The following is an 18,717-nucleotide window of genomic DNA, read 5'->3' as shown; positions in this document are numbered from 1 at the left end:
GGGCAATCTTTAGCACGAATAACAACAAATATACCTATAAAAGTTGCAGCTTGAGAAATGGTCAATTTCTTCGAGCTCACATTCATCACTCGTCAGTGGTAAACAATTTGGTGTCACTATTTAAGGAACAGTAATGAACAGTTTTTTTCTGTTTGCAGGTAAGCGGCTGGTGTCGATATTCGTCACTCTTTTGGCCGTATCAATTGTCGTTTTTGCCGTCATAGATCTGCCTCCCGGCGATTTTGCTACGGCCAAGATCGCTGAACTTCAAGCGATGGGACAAACTGTGGATCCACAGATGATTCATACCATGCGCGAAATGTATGGTCTGGATAAATCTCTGGGTGAACGTTATATCAATTGGATTGCAGGGTTATTAGCTGGCGATTTAGGCATATCGTTAACCACTAACCAGTCTGTATGGGAAACGATAGAGCCGCGTATATGGCCTACGGTTTCTCTCGCTGCAGCCGTATTCATTTTCCAGTTTTTAATCGCTATTCCGATTGGCATGTATTCGGCGTTACGTCAGTACTCTTGGGGCGACTATGTCGCTACTATTTTTGGTTTCATCGGTATGGCGACACCTAACTTTGTGATTGCAATCGTCGCGCTGCTGATTGGCTACTACAGCTTCGATACTGTGGTTTCCGGATTATATTCCGATGCATATCTTGACCAGCCAATGTCTTGGGCAAAGTTCATGGATGCTGCTTCAAGAAGCTGGATCTATATCCTCGTTGTCGGTACCGCTGGTATGGCTGGCATTATTCGTATCATGCGCGCGAACTTACTTGATGAACTGAAAAAGCCTTATGTAAAAACAGCGCGAGCGAAAGGCCAAACGGAAGCAAAACTCATTTTGAAATACCCTGTTCGTATTGCAGTTCTTCCGATTGTGTCAACTATCGGCTGGATGCTTCCTGCATTGCTCGGCGCAGACATCATTGTTAGTCAGGTAATGAACATCCCAACACTTGGTCCATTAATGCTTGCCTCATTACGCTCTCAAGATATGTATGTTGCGGGTGATGTTCTATTGATCATGTCCATTCTTACCATCATTGGAACCTTGATTTCTGATTTTTTACTGTACTGGATTGACCCTCGAGTACGTGTTGGCGTTGCGAAGGAGTTTTAATTATGACTACGTCTGCTATTCGTAATCTTGGGCATCTGTTTAAGCGCCGCAAGAAAACTATTGATTTAAGCACTGCAACCCAGTGGCAGCTTATTGGCATGAAAATGCGTCAGCACAAGCTGGCATGGATCAGCATGAAGTTTCTGATCATCGTTTACGTTATTGCCGCGTTTGCAGAGTTCTTTGCACCTTTTGACCCAAGTGATAACTGGAGACGCTATACCTATGCTCCGCCACAGTCTGTAAGTTTGTTTGAAAGTACGGATGATGGATGGCGCTGGGCTCCTCATTTGGAGTTTTACAAGAGCGAAACAGATAAGCGCACCTTAAAGAGGCATTATCAGTTGGACCCAGATACTAAAGTGTATTTTTCGTTCTTTGGCAAAACTGAGTCATATGAGCTGATGGGCTTTATCCCGATGAGTTACAAGTTCATCGTCCCACACGATACCAAGAAACCGTTCTTCATCTTGGGTTCTGACCGTATGGGACGTGATATGTTGTCACGCCTTATTTATGGTGCGCGTATTTCGTTATCTGTGGGTCTGATGGGGGTATTCACTACATTTGTTCTGGGTATTTTGATCGGTGGTGTGTCGGGCTATTTCGGCGGCACGGTAGATAACATCATTCAACGTACGATTGAGTTCATCAAATCGATACCAACACTGCCATTGTGGATGGCGCTATCGGCATCACTTCCCGCGGAATGGAGCTCGCTAACCAAATATTTCTTAATCACCATCATTTTGGGGTTAGTTTCTTGGCCGGATATGGCGCGAGTGGTGCGCAGCCGTTTCATGTCATTACGAGGTGAAGAATATGTAGCTGCGGCTTGGTTGGACGGCAATAGCCCGTTTGAGATTATCCGTCGTTACATGGCTCCAAACTTCATGAGTCACATTATCGCTGTGGTAACACTTGCGATTCCTATGATGATTCTCGGTGAGACTGCACTGAGCTTCCTTGGCTTAGGTCTACAAGCGCCGATGGTGAGTTGGGGTGTTCTACTTCAAGAAGCACAAAACATTCGAGCTTTAGCTGAAGCTACTTGGCTACTCATTCCTGCGGTAGCGGTAATTATTGTTATTCTGGCGATGAACTTCGTTGGTGATGGTCTGCGTGATGCCTGTGACCCATACCATGATCAAGGAGCAAAATAATGAGCGATAAAATTCTACAAGTTAAAAACCTGAATGTGAGTTTTCCGACCAGTATGGAGCACTTCCATGCAGTTAAAAATGTGTCATTCGATTTGTATCGTGGTGAAACATTGTCTGTTATCGGCGAGTCAGGCTCGGGTAAGTCGGTAACCTCGTCTGCAATTATGCAGTTGTTGGATAAACCAGGTCGAATTGATTCCGGTGAGATTCTTTACACCACAGAAACCGGTGATGTCATCGACATTGCACAAATCGATCCGCGCAGCAAGAGTATGCGTTCGTTGCGCTGCTTCAACTTTTCTCTGGTTTCACAGGAGCCGATGGCGGCTCTGAGCCCAGTGCATACTGTCGGCGATCAAATCAAAGAAGTTCTGTGTCTGGTTGAACCAAGTATCACGAAACAACAAGCGCACATGAGAACGATTGAGTTGCTTGAGCAAGTTCAGATGCCAGAGCCATCTAGCTTAATCAATAAATACTCATTCGAATTATCGGGTGGGCAGAGACAACGTGTTGTAATTGCAATGGCCATTGCGTCTCGTCCTGACGTTCTAATCGCCGATGAACCGACAACGGCTCTCGACGTTACTACTCAGGCAGAGATTTTAGTTCTGTTTAAGAAACTTCAAGATGAAATAGGCATGGCAATCTTGTTCATCACTCACGATCTTGGTGTTGTTGCTCAGATTTCAGACCGAGTTGTGGTGATGGAAAAAGGCGAAGTGGTGGAGTGTGGAGATATTCGACAAGTCTTTGAACGTCCCGAGCACCCATACACCCAAAAGTTGATGGATGCGACGCGATCCCTAGAAAAACCTTCGAAGGTGAAAGTGCCGTATCGTTTGCAAGAAGGGAGTGATGTTCGACCTATTCTGGATTTGAATGGCGTAACAAAAGTATTCCACAAGCCTGCAAAAATGTTCCAAAAGAAGAGCACAATGACAGCGGTTGATGATGCTCATCTTAAATTGTACCCAGGCGAATCGTTGGGCATTGTCGGCGAGTCTGGCTCGGGTAAGAGTACTTTAGGACGAGCGATCCTTGGCATGTCGCCAGCGACATCCGGCACGATTCAATACGTTGATGAAAAAGGCAATGTTGATATTGAACTATCCGATTATAAACGTGTGGCGCGTGACCCGCTGTTTGCAGATCTTCGATTGATATTCCAAGACCCTTGGTCGTCGTTAAATCCACGTATGACGGTATTCGATATCATCGAAGAGCCGTTAATTAAACTGCGTACTGAAATGAACAAAGCGGAACGTGAAGAGCGTGTACGTAACATCATGAAATGGGTTGGGCTGCCACCTCAGTTCTCAAGCCGTTATCCGCACGCATTCTCGGGCGGCCAGAGGCAGCGTATTGTCATCGCTCGCGCTTTGGTCACTATTCCGAAAGTGGTCATTGCAGATGAAGCAACGGCAGCACTGGATGTATCACTGCGTTCACAGGTTCTGGATTTGCTTATCGAGTTCCAGAACGTATATGGAACAGCATTCATCCTCATTACCCACGACATTGCTACGGTGAAGTACTTTTGTGACAGAGTGTTAGTACTGCAACACGGCAAGATAGTGGAACAGGGCGCTGTGGAACAGGTGATTTACCATCCAAAACAGGCTTACACACAACAGCTAATTGCAGCAGTCCCCATTGCCGAACTAGCGCCTGAAATATCTGTTTAATTTTATCATTCAAAGCCTTCTCATTAGGGATATTGAGAAGGCTTCTTTCGTTGGAGATCTAGCATGAATATTTGGAACAAAATGTCTATTGTTGGTAGGTTCTATTTTGTAACTAGCCTTTTGCTGGTGGTTATTACTGCGATAGGGGGCATCGGCTATTGGCAAAGTCAGAAGATTACGGATCAGTTGGATTACATCGGCAAATTCTCGATGGATGAGCTGTCTCGTTTGTCCGTCGTTGAGACTGAATTGGTCGAGTTGGAAAGTGACATCGCACATTTTGACTCTGAGAGATGGAAAGAGATCAGTGAACACGTTCTGGTTCACGTCGATTTTTCAAAACAAGAAATTACCCAAATTGACACTATACACGAAGGTTTAAGTTTGCAGTGGGTGGTGCCTGAAACCTTTGAACAAGATTTTCAACGTCTGATGACACTGATGGAGACTCACGGAGAATTAACATCAGAACAGCAAAATCTTAGTCAAAACTACCGTTTACTCTCGTCACAAGTGAAACGCTTTATTTATACCTTGATCGCTACTGAAAAAGATATGAACAGCACAATGATAGTGGAGAACTTAAGTAGCCGCTTGGATTCTCTGATGTTCGATACAGACAATGCATTGGATTCAAACAATCTAGAAGAGGTTGAAACTTTTTTCGCCAAGAACAAAGGTGTGGCTAGACAAATTATGGCTATGGTTGCGGAGCTTGCCGAACGCAGTAGTAGCGTGTCTAAAAGAAATCTTAAGCTAATTGAATCACTGCTAGCGCATAGCACAGAGCATGATGGCGTGGTTTTCAATCATTTACAGATGATCAAGTTGTCCGCTGAAGAGAAAAGTATTACTCAAAACCTCTCTTTTCATGTGCGAGAACAAATCAATGCTTTAGAGGCGTTTAGAGATGTTGTAATCGTTCAAGCCCAAAACAAGGTATTGGAAGTAAAAGAACAACAAAGTCGCTATATATTGCAGTTGGTTGCCTTCATCGTTGCCGTGGGGTTACTGTCATTGGGGCTTGTCATCGCGACTTCTCGAAACATTCAATCAGGATTAAAGGCATTAAGAGCGGTTTTAAATTCGATGGCCAACCGCGATCTCACTTTACAAGCTACGTATAGCAAAAGTAGAGAAATGGCATGGTTAGCTAAGCATGTAGAGTCGGTTCGTGAACTGCAATGTGGATTATTAGGGCAACTACAACAATCCTCTCATACCCTAAATGAAGTCGTCGAACATAACAGCGTTCATGCTCGCCAAACGGAACAAGCGCTCAAAAAACAAGTAGAGCTGACCGATGAAGTTGCGTCATTAACAGAAGAGATGGAGGGCGTTATCAAGCATGTGGCTCAGCAGGCCAAAGCGACCAGTGACAGAATGGCACTAGCGGTTGATGAATCTCAAAAAGGTTATGAACACATTAAGCTTAATGACCAGTGCATTGCATCGACTTCAATGTTGCTCGATCAAGCGGTAGAAACAATTGACCATTTAGTAAAGGATGCCAAGCAAATAGAATCTGCTCTTGCGATGATTGAAGAAATTGCCGATCAAACAAATCTACTCGCATTGAATGCAGCGATAGAGGCAGCTAGGGCTGGGCAACATGGTCGTGGCTTTGCCGTTGTCGCTGATGAAGTTCGCCAATTAGCGACGAATACCACTCAATCAACCAACGGTATTTTGGGCAACATCCAATCGCTGCAACAAAGTGTTTCTCAATCGGTGCAACTTATTCAACAATGTAAAAGTAGCATGTTAGAAGCCACTCACAGCTCTCAAATCTCTTATGATGCGGTGAAGGAAGTAAAACTGTGCATCGATACTGCTGCCGAGATGTCCCATGCGATATCTGTTGCAACGTCACAACAACTAACAACTAGTCATGACATGGTTGAAAAGTTGGCAGCGATTAAAATCAGTGCTCAAAGCAATACCAAGAGCGTTGAAGCGCTTTCAAATAGCGTCAGTGAGATCAAACAAGTCTCTTCTAAACAACGAGCCTTAGTCAGTGACTATGTGATCTGAGCTTAAAGTGGATAATGTTGATGAAATTGTATGTAATTTCTTGACTATCAGCCATTTTTTGTTGAAAAGGCTATGAAAATCACTAAAACTGTCCAGTTAGGTGATTAATTGTGAAAAAAGATAACTGAACCCTATTTTTTTTGAGCACATTATTTTAAATTAACGGGTGGACGTTTAATTGTTTGGAAACGTGTTTCAGTTTTTTTGAAAGCTGCTCTAGGCGGCATTCTATCTGAATCGAACTCATGCCAACTGCTTATTGGGCGATAAAGAGTATGTCGATAAAAATGAATATAAATAATAGGTAAGACAAGATGACAGCTGACAAGCAACCCGAATCTGTTTCATCCGTAATGAAGACATTTGGTATTTTGCAGGCACTTGCGACGCAGAAAGATATTGGCATCAGCGAGTTAGCTCAAAGATTAATGATGTCTAAAAGTACGGTATATCGTTTTCTGCAAACGATGAAATCTCTTGGTTATGTTTCTCAAGAAGGTGAAACAGAGAACTATTCGTTAACTCTTAAGCTGTTTGAACTTGGTTCTGCTGCACTTGAGTATGTGGATTTGGTGGAGATAGCGAACATGGAAATGCGTCGTATCTCTGACCTGACTATGGAAGCCCTTCATTTGGGTGCTCTGGATGGTGATAGCATTATTTATGTGCATAAGTTGGATTCTAAATACAACTTGCGTATGCAGTCTCGTATTGGACGCCGCAATCCGCTTTATTCCACGGCAATTGGTAAAGTATTGCTATCTCCTCGACCTGAACAGGAAGTTCGCGACATTCTTTCTGAGGTTGAGTTTGTTCAAACAACAGAGCGCACGCACAAAGACGTGGATTCTTTACTCGTTGAGCTGGCGCTGGTAAAAGAGCAAGGTTTTGCAGAAGATGTCGAAGAACAAGAAATCGGCTTACGCTGTATTGCCGTACCTGTATACGACCGCTTCCATCAAGTGATCGCGGGTTTGAGTATTTCTCTTCCAACCATACGTTTTACCGAAGAGAAGAAAGTGGAATATGTTACTGAGCTGCATGCTGCTGCTCGACGTATTTCTAAGAAGCTAGGCTGTGATGATTATCCTTATGCAGACTAATTAACAACCTTTAATAAATAGAAGCCGCGTATAGCCTTAGCTATACGCGGTTTTTTTACTTTGGGCTGCATAAATATTAAACAGATTCTTTCCTTCAGATATTACAACAGCAAAATGAACGGAAATTGCCAAAGTCTTGGGCAGAATCTCACTCTGGACTGACATTTTTCTTATGATGATTTGGCATTGTACTTATATGTTTGAGTGATGTTTTAAGAGATATGACATGGAATTTTGCCAAGAAGATAGAAGAGCCTTATATGATGTATGGATGTCGCAAAAAGCGAAAATGCATCTTACCCAAATGGAAATAACCAAACGCCTTGGCGTAAGCCAAGTTGAGTTTTCAAATCTTCTACGTGGTACCGAGCCTTTATCTATGTCATTCGTGACAAAGTTCTGTAAACACTTACACGTTGAACCGGAAAACGTATTACCAACGTTGAGACAGAAGAGTGGAAGAGGGGAGTCTGTCGTTTATTTGCAGAACCGAGTCAGTGTGGATGGTGAGATTCAGAAAGTGCACGTGGAAGGCAATCAAGTCATTATTGAATATGTACATGTCGCGAAGTAAGGAAGAGATTTTACAAGATCTAAGGTTGTAGATTCGTAAAAAAGCCAGTCGAAAAGACTGGCAAGGAGATCGATGTTTCCCTATTTCGAGGGCGTTGTCATATCGTTGTTTTAATAAACTTTTGATCAGGAGATAAAGTCTTTACGCATCGGCGTAAAGTTATCCAGCAAGACGCCTTTTTCTAAACAAACACAGCCGTGCATTACGTTTGGTTCTTTGTAGAGCGCGTCTCCTGCTTTTACGATTTTCTTTTCATCACCGATAGTAAATTCGAATTCGCCGGAAAGAACATAAGTCAGTTGTTCGTGCGGATGGTTGTGTAGATAACCGACCGCACCTTTTTCAAAATAGACTTCTACGCTCATGATGTTCTCGCTGTATGCAAGAATTTTGCGAGATATACCATTGCCAAGATCTTCCAATTTCACGTCTTTGTTGTATACGAACATAGCTTGTCCTTTCTTATATAACTTCTGATGGAATTGCTGCTTTCTTTTCGTCTCTAACTAAGCGATACATGGTCAGCAAGTTAACGCAAATCAAGGTCGCTTCAAGCATGGTTCCACCAATCGAACCGACGATTATATTGTTGATTAACCAGCAGACTCCTCCAACTAAGAAGGCAATGCGCATCGCTATCCCTCTAAGCATAAATACAGCGAATGTTCCGATAACGGTTCCAACAATCGGCCACATGTCCCACCAGTGGTTTGAGATACTTAACCCTAAACTTAGCCCCAAAACTATAAAGACAGCGGCAACATATCTAGAGGAAGTATAAATCGATGTCCCGGTCCTTGCGGCAGATAAGGCAGCACTTAAAGCAGAAGTCATTGAACCGAGTAACAAGTAATGCAACAGATGGTTCATATTGAAAATCAACATAATGATTTTCAATTTACGGTCATCTTTTTGATAAAACGTTGATATACCCAAAGCAAAACTGACTAACCCTAAAGCCTGAGCAAAAGAAAAATCCATCAAACTCTCACACTCGAAAAGTAATAGACAACTGAGCAAATCATAAAAATTACTCAGAACCCTTTTCAAATGGACTGCGCTTGATGCTTACCTTTTGACATGCTCAGCGAGCCATTTTGCTATCCACTCTTCCAACTGATGCTTATCAAATGCAATTTTAATAAGTACTTAGAAACGCTAAGTAAACTACTATTCATCAGTATCTGAGTGTTTTATCGTTGGTACGATATACAAAAATCACATTAATTACAATTAATATTAAAACGCCTTTTCAATAATGTATGAGTGATTAACTTTTTTAAATCAGCGCTTAGATATAAAGCTACCTATCTTCTTGGATAACAGACTATGTTCTGAAATACAGCCTTATCTGTAACCGCTTGATAGCCATGGGGTTGATCTGCCATGAAACGAATGCTCTCTCCTTGACCAATAAGGTGCCATTGCCCCTCAAAGTAGAGAGTTAGTTCACCACTTAGAACGTGGACATGCTCTATTACCCCTACATCATGGGCTGCCGACATCTGTTGATGCTGATCGATTAAGGTTATTTCGAACATTTCAAATCCAGCGTCTTCCTTAAAGGGGAACAACGTATTTACTTTCATTTTTGGATCGTCAGGAAAGGTCAGTTCACTGCTTCGTAGCTCTGGTTCATCCGCAAAGAAAGCTGAAAATGAGGTTTCTAATCCACTGGCAATCTTCCAAAGTGTTGAAATGGTTGGGCTTGATTCGCCTCTTTCTATCTGCCCAAGCATAGCTTTTGAAACGCCAGTTAGCTTTGATGCTGCATCTAAACTCAACCCTTTGTTTGTTCTTAGAGCACGTAAGTAGTTGGCTATTTGAGTTTTGAAAATGGTGTCATCCACAAATAAAATCCTTGTTGTGCGTTATAACGCACGATGATATTCTCAGCTACGTACGTTATAACGCACGACCAAAAGGATTTCTAGGAAAAGGGTATGAAATGCAAAAAGGAATGTTTAATTTAAGTCACGTTTCGGCAGGCTTTACCGCAGTATTAGTGGGTTACACCAGTTCAGTGGTGATAATTATTCAAGCTGCAACGGCCGCAGGTGCTACTTCTTCTCAAATAGAGAGTTGGTTGCTGGCTCTTGGACTTGCAATGGGCTTCACTTCGATTGCCTTTTCCTGGTATTTCAAGAAGCCAATTTTAACGGCTTGGTCAACGCCGGGAGCGGCTATGCTGGTAGCTGCAGTAGGACAATATGAAGTGTCAGTGGTGCTAGGCGCATTTGTCATATCTGGCTTATTGATTGTATTAACGGGGCTGATATCTCCACTGAGTAAAGCTCTGGCTAATATCCCTCCGCAGTTGGCGACTGCGATGTTGGGAGCTATCTTGCTTTCGTTCTGTGTGAAAACCTTTAGCCCAGTGATGACAGACCCTATTATCTTCTTCTGTATGTTTGCCGCGTTTTTAGCAGGAAAGCGATTTCTGCCTCAGTACACTATGGCGATATTGCTACTTGTTGGTATTGTTTATTCGGTGATTAGTGGTGCATTCGATAATCAAAATATTGATCTGACGTTTGCAAGACCGGAGTGGATCACGCCGAGTTTTAGTATTGCAGCGATGATCAACCTGAGTTTTCCGCTTTATATCATTACTATGCTTTCTCAAAACTTACCCGGTATTGCCATGATGAGATCGCACTCTTATGAAGTTCCAGTCAAGCCGTTGCTTCTTGGTAGTGGTTTAGCCAATATTCTGTTTGCACCTATAGGCGGCTTTAGCGTGAATTTAGCCGCGATATCCGCGGCGATTTGTATGAACAAAGAAGTCGATGAAGATCCCGCTCAAAGATATCGTGCTGTGATTTGGGCAGGCATCTTTTATTTGATAGCCGGTGTTTGGGCGACCACGGTGGTGGCAACGTTCCTAGCTCTGCCTAAAGAAGTGACGCAGATTCTTGCAGGTCTCGCCTTGCTAGGTACCTTACTGATGTGTTTTCAGACGGCTTTTAAAGAAGAAAATATTCGTGAATCCGCGCTATACACATTTCTGATCACCTTGTCTGGAGTGACATTCCTTGGGGTTGGTTCTGTGGTGTGGGGCTTAGTTGTAGGGCTGTTGCATCTACACTTTATAGCCAAGAAAGTGTAGATGATTGCTGCAAAGGTTTTTGCTTGCGAGAGCTTATAGTGATTTAGAACTATTCAAAAACTGTCCTCAAATGATCTATCGAGTTTTGCAGTAACGGGTGTGTGATTGTTCTAGAGTTCTACATTCTTAATATTGCTATTAATTGAATTAATACTAGAAATTTCTAGACGGTACATTAATGAGTTAGCTAGGATTACTACACGAAAAAGAATGTGTGTCTGGTTACATATTTAATAGAACTGACTTAACTTATTGAACCAGCATATAGGTGGAGAACCGCAGTGAGTGTGAAGTTAAATCCCAAGTCTATATTTTTGACGTTTCTATTTATAATCGTCCTTCTTGTTATTGCCAACTTGGTTGGTGTTTATGCTCGGTTCTATCTGCATTTCCCTCATATTAAGAGCTTTATTCGTCTTGTCGATGTTGATACAGAAATGAACATTCCAACCTTGTATTCTTCATTTGCGATGTTTGTTGCAAGTAGTCTACTTGCGTTGGTTGGCTATATGCATCGGGTGAGAAAGGAATCTAGTTTTCCTTGGTTTGGCTTAGCGTTTATCTTTATCTTTTTATCAATAGATGAGTCATCAGAGTTTCATGAAATGCTCGTTGGCCCAGTGAGAGAGACTTTGCATACGTCGGGCGTGTTCTATTTCGCTTGGGTGATCCCATATGGCATCCTGGCGATTGTATTAGGTATCGCTTATTTTAGATTTCTACTGAATCTGCCAAGAAACATGTTAGGTTTATATGTGCTCTCTGGTGTTGTTTTCCTATCAGGGTCGTTAGGGCTCGAACTGCTGGGTGGTGTGATCGCGCAGAAATCGGGAACAGATTCATTCATCTATGCCATGAGTTACACCTGTGAAGAAACTCTGGAAATGTTGGGTATTGCTCTTCTCATCTATACAACGAGCCGCTATATCGTTCAGGTATTTCCGGGCACCAAACTGGAATTTGTAGAGTCAAAATAATCTAGTATTCATTCGCTTTAAGGCCTCTGGTTTTGGGAGAAATCATAGGCCTTTTTAAACTCTGCTTCCATTCTTTATTTTTAACGCTATTAACTTCATCCAGAGCCCTACATTTAGCGCTAACTATTCTATTATTAAAGGGTCTTTAGTCATGAGTAGGGACCTAACTATGAACAAACTAAGTGTCGGATTACTAGTGTGTGCGAGCGTATTGTCTGTTAACAGTTTGGCGAGTGAAGAGACAGATACTCGACCAATGCGAATGATGCCATCATTTGAGAGCGTAGACACCGATGGTGACGGTGTGATCAGTATGTCTGAACTGGATACATATCGTTCAAGCATGCCCATGCAAATGAATCAAGGGAACAACTCGACTGCGAATGCAAAACAAATGAATAAGAGAGACTCAGTCAGTGCATTTGCTTCATTCGATAAGAACAAAGATGGCGTAATTACCCAAGAAGAATTTGCGGCCCATAGTCGTTATTCAAACCCTGGTAACGGGACGGGCGAAATGAAGATGTATAAAGAGGAAAAAACTAACCGCAATAAATCCAAAAATGAAAACGGTGGTGGTAACAACAACAGCAACGGAAAAGGCAATAAAACGAATTAGGTAGTAAACAGCCCCCCTGAACTTGATGGTTCAGGGGGTTTATATGTTAGGCGAAAAATTATGCGAGGGCTTTTTCAATCGCCTTAGATAGAATTTCGTGGTCTGGAGTCATATCTGGAGCAAAATGACCAATAACTTCGCCATCTTTGCTTACAAGAAACTTTTCAAAGTTCCATAGAATATCGCCTTCTTTCGCTTCAATACCGTAGCCTTTAAGCTTTTCTACAAAACCGCTTTCTGGCGCAGTAGTACGCTCTGGTTGAGCAGAAAACAGATGTTGGTAAAGAGGATGACGACCTTCACCGTTAACTTCGACTTTGCTAAATAAAGGAAAAGTCACGCCAAAACGCATGCTGCAAAATGACTGAATATCTGCCTCTTGACCTGGTTCTTGTGCGCCAAACTGATTACATGGGAAGCCAAGAACTTCCAATCCATTTTCTTTTTCAGCTTGGTAAAGCTTTTCTAGACCTTCATATTGAGGTGTGAGGCCACATTCAGAAGCAGTGTTAACGATCAGCAGTGCTTTACCTTTAAAGTCAGCCAGTTTTTGTTGTTTACCTTCAATTGTCACTAAATCAATATCATAAATTGAGCTCATTATTCTGTCCTTGTATTCCGGTTGAAGTGCTTTTAGTTTCTTATTTTCTCAATGAAGTTTTAGCGGCAATAGCTGAGACTTCAAGTCTGATTAACGTTTACAACATCAAGGTATCGCACAATTATATTGTGAGCAATGATAAGTTGTTGAACGAGTTAAACACGAACCGATTTATAGAGTATTCAAGTAATGTTGTTAGAGAGACATAAGAATAGAGAGCATTCTATCCGATTAACGAAGAGGCGTTTGAATTATCTACTTCAACGCTTCTTCAAGTGTTTGCATTTTATCCCTTTTTTCGTTGTACCAGACTTTGTCAACTTTTTCCCAAGGTATTGGTTCTATAGTTAGACCTTCCTGTTTAGCCGCGTGATAAGCACTTGACGTTTCTTTCGTCCAATTTGGACTTCTTAACTCGGAGCGAGCGGGGGCAAACACTCCAACATACGTATAAATATTGCACCCCTCCAGCCAAAGTTTTGCTCGTCCATCGGGCAATAATCCGAACTTAAAAGTAGTCTGATAGCAGTTTTGTCCTTCGAATCGCCAACTTGGATGTGGATAAGGCTTTTTCATGGCGGCTTTTATTTGTGGTGTAACTTTGACCACGGTTGCGTAATGTCTATTAGTGAAACTTGAGTTCCAATATAGATAGAGTTCATCTGGCAGAGTTTTGTAACCGAAGCCAATTTGGTTAGGAGTAAAGTCTGAATGTCCAAGTGCAATTCCATATCCGTCATAGTCTTGCCGTTGCAGATCTTCCCGAATGTAATTGATGTTTCGTCTGCTATCACTGAGCATCTGACCATATGGAAGCATTAAACTGGTCCAGTCTTTTTTCTCATTTATGCCGTAAGCTTGTGTTACACCGGAAACATAGACCCATGGAATAACGACGCCAATTCTCCATGGATGGAATCGTGCGTCTTGAGGGAAGTCGTCAGTGGCTGAACATGCTGAAACATTTGAAGCAATTAATATTAGAGATATACATTTTAAGCTAACGTTCACAATCATATTCCTCACGCATATAACTGTTACCAACTAAGTTGGGCTTGAATGGCTTGATAACGCCGCTACTAATACTTTCATCTGATGAATGGTGTACAAGGTTTAACGAACGAAATGTTTTTGTTAGGTCAGTCTGAGAGAATTCATTGCGCAATTTCTCAATCTGTCCTTTTTTTGCTAACTCCAAGATCTTTTGGCAGTAAGTATTAAAAGTGAAGCTCTGACTTGACTCGTGTTTAGACGACATTTTTTCTGAAATAGGATAGTAGAGATGTCGACCAAGTAAGCTTTCAGTACAATTCCAAACATCAGTAGTTTCATCTCTGTCATTCATAGGTACTCCTGCGTGTTCAGCAAGTCCGAACATCACTCTTAAGTACAAACGAGATAAATCGCCTTCTGTACAGTTGCGATACAGTAACCTCGCTTCTGCATACTTATTGTCTTTGGCTGCAAAACGAATTTTATGTTTAGGTATAAGATAGCTGTCTTTACTCCAGCCATGTGACTGGTCGAATTGCTTTGATTTTTCTAGCCGGGATAGCATTGAATTAACTATGCGTGTTTCCTCAAAGCGGGGAATATTGTCTTTTGAGATCGACTTAATTAATTGGTTTTCGAGTAACGGAAGTAAGTAGCTTTTATCACTAAACGCTTGTCTAGAATGGTAACCTCCCCCTATATCTGAATGTGCGCCCGGTACCACTAATTCATCAAAGTGCGGTGCTTTATTTAATAAGTTAACACTGAAGTTGTGGCGGTATTCAGTATGGCTACTAGCTACCAGATGAACGGCTTTCGCTACGCGGTCGGGATTTAACCATAGTTTGATAGGGCCGTTATCATTATCATGTGCCGAAAAGTCCAGCTCCCAAAAGTTTGCCACAGCCGCGACGGTATCAAACAATCCCGCAAAGGCAATGCAGCAATGTTCGTTACTATTCCAGTCGAAATTATGAGTCATATCGAGCTTGTATGATTTACATGTTGCGGAAAACGATTTCTGGAATAAGCCCTCAGTAGAATCTAGAACGTCGTTTATAAAGTGTCTTGCCGCCGCAGCGCCTCGACTGAATCCGAAAACATCGAACTCAACTTTATGAAACCCATCTAGCGCGTACTTTCTTTCTACATTTAGAATGATTTGTTCCATTTGACTACAGATTTGTTCTATACCAGTTTTAACTTTCTCCAAGACTCCGTATTTACCTATACCCATGCCTTGACCGCGTGCTTGATCTTCATCAGCAGGAGCTATCTCTGTACTGTTTCCTGTGCCAATACCTGTTATGTATTGAGCATGATAGTAAGCATCTTTGTTATTACTGAATTCATTATTTCTGTATAAATCAAATAGCTTTTGAATATTGGTGAGTTCGTTTTTTGCGCTAGCACATTCAAGTTTTTCTATTTCTGGAGGGTATTCAAAACATTTATCTATTAGCTCTACGGCCGATAGTTGTTCCTTAAATATCCCCTTGTCACGTAGTATGGCGTGTGAAGCCTCATACGATGCTTTCCAAAGATTCACATGTTTATCGAGTTGCTTTTTGCCCCATTTGGCACTGTAGGTGTTGTTTGCTGTGCCATCAAAAAACACTCCCAGACGTAAAGTGATATATCGACACCCTTGAATGGCTATATAGTGACTCTTGCCTGTGACAATATTTGGTGTTTCACATGCATTTGCGAGGTGACGTTTAGGGATTTCTTGATTTGGTTCTAGTTGAATGAAGTCTCCCAAAGTTAAGTTTTGACTCTTCCAAGCACTTTGGTTGTAACCATGTGGATGTAAACTTAGCCAATCCTTTATACCTTTGTTTTTCTCTTCTGCTGGTAAACGGCTTTGAGTCGCTTCTAGCCACAAATCGTTTTCTAGTGTTATGGACACACGACCTGAAGCTAATGATTTTAAAAAGATTGGCTGTTCTCCAACAGTGATTGGATAAGTAGCACCACAAGCACCTGTGAGGATGCCTTTTATGTTTGGGAAGGGCTTATTGTGTTCATCACGAATCACAATTTCTATCCAGTCTTTATATTGTTCGCAACTGAGGCAACAACTGTTAACGCCCAGTGTACTCATGTTCTAACCTCACTAAATTTTACTAATGCGGTAGTCTCAATGCTGGATAAGTGGAATTTTTGGGTTATGTCTGCGATAGAAGCGTTGCTTGTCTCAAGCAGTCGCGAAAGAGCATAGAGTTCAGCGTCATCACTAGACCACTGCTGATTTGATGCATAGATAAGTGCGTCTTTAATGATGATATTGGAAGTAACGTTAGCCTCAATGACTTCGGGTATGACATTCCAAAAACGTCTATCTAAAATCTGGCAATGAATATCTAGGTCATAGGAATTCACTAAATGCTCAGGTTGAATAACCCACCAAGGTTCTTCATGTTGTTTATGGCAATCATGTAGCGGATTGTTCAACGTGATGGTGGTTTCGAGATGGCAATACCGTAACGTTTTAATGTTTCCCATAAAAAGGTATTTTTCTGACTCTTGCATCAGATTTAACATGGGCGCAATGACCATAGGGTCATAAAATCTAAAAAGAACCTCTTCACCGTCTAAGCCCGCAAGCAGCAGGCTGCGCAGATGGTTCAACACTTCATTTGTAGGGTAATCAGATTTCAGCAGTAATCCTTGTTGAATAAGTTTTTCATCTAGAACTGTTAACGATTCAGCAGGTACAAGCCAAGGTGACAGCGACATCAAGTCTTTGAATGTATTGAGGCAGAACAGGGGAATGGCCTCATCTATAGGCATGTTTTCATTGAGTGCTTTTTTAAATAGATCAGCGGTAACCAACCAGTAGACGTGATTTGCATGATTTAATATCCACTCTTTCATCAGTTATTCTCTTTTACTAGCGGGCATGTTTTAACTGCCGGTACGTGATTATTTTCCGCGTTCATAAGTTGCTGATACGAGACTTGGCTGGAGCCTTGTGTTGGAGGCTGTCGGTTTTCAACACCATTCGGAAGTATGGGATGCTGACCTTGATATCCGCTTCCTTTACCTGCACGACCGCCGGAATTCAGGTTGATGGCTGAGCCTACGATACTGACACCAGAAGCGTCTATTTTGACGAAACTACCAGCGGCTTTAAATGTGATTTCTGCTCCTGCTTCAATGACTATTTTGCTGCCACTTTGTAAGTGAATTTCACTTCCTGCGATAGTGGCATACAGGCTACCCACTTTATGGTGATGGTTACCGTATATTATTTGGGTGAAGTCTTTCCCGACCTTTAAGCGTCTTTCTCCGTTTACAGTGGTGTGCTGGTTGTTTTTGATATAGCTAAATTGGTCGTTATCTACCGTTAAGTGCTTGTCGTGTTTTATGTGGGTTGAATGATCATTGAGAACATCGGCTTCATAATCTTTTTGAGCATGAAGATAGATTTTTTCCTGGTTGGCTTGGTCTTCAAAACTGAGCTCGTTGAATCCTGTCCCTTTATGGGTTTCAGTGCGGATAACGGTTTTGGTTTTGTTCTCCGGCAGCAAGTAGGGTGGGGTGTTTGTTGCGTGATAGGTACGCCCTGTCACGATAGGTTGGTCAGGGTCGCCATTTAAGAAAGAGACAATCACTTCATGGCCTATGCGTGGAACCGCTATGACACCGTATTGGCTTCCAGCCCAGCTTTGCGATACTCGAACCCAACAAGAACTGTGTTCGTCTCCTTTGGAGTATCTGTCCCATGGGAAGTGAAGTTTTACACGTCCGTGTTCATCACAGAAAATCTCTTCGCCTTCAGGCCCGACGACGGTGGCAATACAGGGGCCGTCCACTTGAGGTTTCGCCATTGGCGTAGCTTGCCAGTGTATGTGTGCAGGAATCAGTTTGAGTTGGTTTGAGTATGTGGTCGCGCCATGTCCACCAGCTTCTTCTAGTGCTTGTGGCTGGGTTGCGGAATGTTGAGCATAAACCACCAGCCAATCTCGATTATTGGTGTCATCCAGATGCTCTTCTAAATCAAATTTATATCCCGCTTGAAGGGCTGGCTCGTTGCTTTTCGCAATTGCTGTCTTCGCTTCTCTGCGCAAAAAGCTTAATCGAGCTTGGCTGTAAGCTTTGCCGTTTTCGTTGTCTTTGAATCGTCCCGGAAAATCAAAGTGTTCGTATCTTTGTCGGTCATCCATTTCAGTGCCAGCGCTAGTTTGGCTGAACAGATAATCGGGCTTTTTGAAGCTATAGTCAGAAAGCTGAACCTCAGAAACATCGGATTGAGTGCTCTTGATGAGAGAAAAAACGTAGGTGGAATCCGCCGTCCCACCAGCGGCAGCATTGTAAGGAATTGGCGTATTGAGCTTTGGTTGAGTATTGCTGTCATCGTTAAAAAATAACGTGTGTTTACCATCTTTATGGGCGAAGTGGTAAACGATGCCTTCTTCTGCTGCGAGTCTTTGCACGAAAGCCAAGTCATTTTCACGGTATTGAACACAAAACTCACGCTTCTTTTTGGGTTGTTTCAAGGTAAAGACAACATCACTGATGCCCATTTCATTCAATAACAGGGTGATGATTTCAGGAACGGTTTTTAACTGAAAAATCCTGCAATTCTGGCGCAGCGACAAACGCTCTAATGAGGGAACTAGCGTGACGGAATAGTAAGAGTGCGAGTGCCCAGTGTCACCTTGGCTGAAACTTCGAACGATGCCGTTGACCTGCTGAACCTCCTCTCCGTT

Annotated in this window: 17 protein-coding genes; 9 read left to right on the top strand and 8 right to left on the bottom strand. The window is 42.3% G+C overall.

Features of this window, described 5'->3' with window-relative positions; all coding sequences use genetic code 11:
* The first annotated feature begins 133 nt into the window (after positions 1-133).
* The 6 genes from HKI82_RS16745 (at position 134) to HKI82_RS16720 (ending at position 7,703) form a co-directional block, all read left to right on the top strand.
* Positions 134-1,141, top strand: coding sequence for an ABC transporter permease (locus HKI82_RS16745; RefSeq protein ID WP_171138636.1), 1,008 nt, complete (start codon positions 134-136; stop codon positions 1,139-1,141).
* Positions 1,142-1,143: 2 nt separating this feature from the next.
* A complete protein-coding gene (locus HKI82_RS16740) occupies positions 1,144-2,304 on the top strand; it encodes an ABC transporter permease (RefSeq protein ID WP_171138635.1) in 1,161 nt (386 codons plus the stop codon).
* The gene (locus HKI82_RS16735; RefSeq protein ID WP_171138634.1) at positions 2,304-3,992 is read left to right on the top strand and encodes a dipeptide ABC transporter ATP-binding protein; all 1,689 of its coding nucleotides are present in this window, start codon (positions 2,304-2,306) and stop codon (positions 3,990-3,992) included. The genes HKI82_RS16740 and HKI82_RS16735 overlap by 1 nt, the downstream gene beginning before the upstream one ends.
* A gap of 63 nt (positions 3,993-4,055) precedes the next feature.
* Positions 4,056-6,026 (top strand): methyl-accepting chemotaxis protein, encoded by a 1,971-nt coding sequence (locus HKI82_RS16730; protein WP_171138633.1) that lies wholly within the window; start codon positions 4,056-4,058, stop codon positions 6,024-6,026.
* Positions 6,027-6,340: 314 nt separating this feature from the next.
* A complete protein-coding gene (kdgR, locus tag HKI82_RS16725; protein WP_102942433.1) occupies positions 6,341-7,129 on the top strand; it encodes a DNA-binding transcriptional regulator KdgR in 789 nt (262 codons plus the stop codon).
* Between the two features lie 226 nt (positions 7,130-7,355).
* Positions 7,356-7,703: a helix-turn-helix domain-containing protein gene (locus tag HKI82_RS16720; protein ID WP_102942434.1), complete on the top strand. Its 348-nt coding sequence runs from the start codon at positions 7,356-7,358 to the stop codon at positions 7,701-7,703.
* A 125-nt stretch (positions 7,704-7,828) separates the two neighbouring features.
* On the opposite strand, the gene HKI82_RS16715 is transcribed toward HKI82_RS16720, so the two are convergent.
* From HKI82_RS16715 to HKI82_RS16705, 3 genes are all read right to left on the bottom strand, one after another.
* Positions 7,829-8,152: a cupin domain-containing protein gene (locus tag HKI82_RS16715; protein ID WP_171138632.1), complete on the bottom strand. Its 324-nt coding sequence runs from the start codon at positions 8,150-8,152 to the stop codon at positions 7,829-7,831.
* A 13-nt stretch (positions 8,153-8,165) separates the two neighbouring features.
* Entirely contained in the window at positions 8,166-8,684 is a 519-nt protein-coding gene (locus tag HKI82_RS16710; protein ID WP_171138631.1) for a YgjV family protein, read from the bottom strand.
* A gap of 326 nt (positions 8,685-9,010) precedes the next feature.
* Positions 9,011-9,553, bottom strand: coding sequence for a helix-turn-helix domain-containing protein (locus HKI82_RS16705; protein ID WP_171138630.1), 543 nt, complete (start codon positions 9,551-9,553; stop codon positions 9,011-9,013).
* A 98-nt stretch (positions 9,554-9,651) separates the two neighbouring features.
* On the opposite strand from HKI82_RS16705, the gene HKI82_RS16700 reads away from it, so the two are divergent.
* From HKI82_RS16700 to HKI82_RS16690, 3 genes are all read left to right on the top strand, one after another.
* Positions 9,652-10,812, top strand: coding sequence for a benzoate/H(+) symporter BenE family transporter (locus HKI82_RS16700; protein WP_171138629.1), 1,161 nt, complete (start codon positions 9,652-9,654; stop codon positions 10,810-10,812).
* A 281-nt stretch (positions 10,813-11,093) separates the two neighbouring features.
* Positions 11,094-11,789, top strand: coding sequence for a hypothetical protein (locus HKI82_RS16695; protein ID WP_171138628.1), 696 nt, complete (start codon positions 11,094-11,096; stop codon positions 11,787-11,789).
* A 169-nt stretch (positions 11,790-11,958) separates the two neighbouring features.
* Positions 11,959-12,408, top strand: coding sequence for an EF-hand domain-containing protein (locus tag HKI82_RS16690; RefSeq protein ID WP_171138627.1), 450 nt, complete (start codon positions 11,959-11,961; stop codon positions 12,406-12,408).
* A gap of 58 nt (positions 12,409-12,466) precedes the next feature.
* Here the strand turns inward: HKI82_RS16690 and HKI82_RS16685 are convergent, their stop codons facing one another.
* From HKI82_RS16685 to tssI, 5 genes are all read right to left on the bottom strand, one after another.
* On the bottom strand, positions 12,467-13,009 hold the full coding sequence (locus HKI82_RS16685; RefSeq protein ID WP_171138626.1) for a glutathione peroxidase: 543 nt from the start codon (positions 13,007-13,009) through the stop codon (positions 12,467-12,469).
* Between the two features lie 255 nt (positions 13,010-13,264).
* Entirely contained in the window at positions 13,265-14,020 is a 756-nt protein-coding gene (locus HKI82_RS16680; protein ID WP_171138625.1) for a DUF2931 family protein, read from the bottom strand.
* Entirely contained in the window at positions 14,010-16,106 is a 2,097-nt protein-coding gene (locus tag HKI82_RS16675; protein ID WP_171138624.1) for a phospholipase effector Tle1 domain-containing protein, read from the bottom strand. Before HKI82_RS16675 ends, HKI82_RS16680 begins: the two co-directional genes overlap by 11 nt.
* On the bottom strand, positions 16,103-16,879 hold the full coding sequence (locus HKI82_RS16670) for a DUF4123 domain-containing protein (RefSeq protein ID WP_171138623.1): 777 nt from the start codon (positions 16,877-16,879) through the stop codon (positions 16,103-16,105). The genes HKI82_RS16675 and HKI82_RS16670 overlap by 4 nt, the downstream gene beginning before the upstream one ends.
* On the bottom strand, positions 16,879-18,717 hold a 1,839-nt coding region (gene tssI / locus HKI82_RS16665; RefSeq protein ID WP_171138622.1), incomplete at its 5' end, for a type VI secretion system tip protein TssI/VgrG. The genes tssI and HKI82_RS16670, both read right to left, overlap by 1 nt.

Source organism: Vibrio plantisponsor (assembly GCF_013041605.1).
Lineage (GTDB): Bacteria > Pseudomonadota > Gammaproteobacteria > Enterobacterales > Vibrionaceae > Vibrio > Vibrio plantisponsor.
This window is presented reverse-complemented; position numbering and strand designations above follow the sequence as displayed.

Bases quoted from the DNA above. Each gene is read 5' to 3' on its own strand.
- kdgR (WP_102942433.1), top strand. From the start codon at position 6,341: ATGACAGCTGACAAGCAACCCGAATCTGTTTCATCCGTAATGAAGACA.
- HKI82_RS16730 (WP_171138633.1), top strand. From the start codon at position 4,056: ATGAATATTTGGAACAAAATGTCTATTGTTGGTAGGTTCTATTTTGTA.
- HKI82_RS16675 (WP_171138624.1), bottom strand. From the start codon at position 16,106: ATGAGTACACTGGGCGTTAACAGTTGTTGCCTCAGTTGCGAACAATAT.
- HKI82_RS16740 (WP_171138635.1), top strand. From the start codon at position 1,144: ATGACTACGTCTGCTATTCGTAATCTTGGGCATCTGTTTAAGCGCCGC.
- HKI82_RS16685 (WP_171138626.1), bottom strand. From the start codon at position 13,009: ATGAGCTCAATTTATGATATTGATTTAGTGACAATTGAAGGTAAACAA.
- HKI82_RS16720 (WP_102942434.1), top strand. From the start codon at position 7,356: ATGGAATTTTGCCAAGAAGATAGAAGAGCCTTATATGATGTATGGATG.
- HKI82_RS16690 (WP_171138627.1), top strand. From the start codon at position 11,959: ATGAACAAACTAAGTGTCGGATTACTAGTGTGTGCGAGCGTATTGTCT.
- HKI82_RS16700 (WP_171138629.1), top strand. From the start codon at position 9,652: ATGCAAAAAGGAATGTTTAATTTAAGTCACGTTTCGGCAGGCTTTACC.
- HKI82_RS16735 (WP_171138634.1), top strand. From the start codon at position 2,304: ATGAGCGATAAAATTCTACAAGTTAAAAACCTGAATGTGAGTTTTCCG.
- HKI82_RS16670 (WP_171138623.1), bottom strand. From the start codon at position 16,879: ATGAAAGAGTGGATATTAAATCATGCAAATCACGTCTACTGGTTGGTT.
- HKI82_RS16715 (WP_171138632.1), bottom strand. From the start codon at position 8,152: ATGTTCGTATACAACAAAGACGTGAAATTGGAAGATCTTGGCAATGGT.
- HKI82_RS16745 (WP_171138636.1), top strand. From the start codon at position 134: ATGAACAGTTTTTTTCTGTTTGCAGGTAAGCGGCTGGTGTCGATATTC.
- HKI82_RS16710 (WP_171138631.1), bottom strand. From the start codon at position 8,684: ATGGATTTTTCTTTTGCTCAGGCTTTAGGGTTAGTCAGTTTTGCTTTG.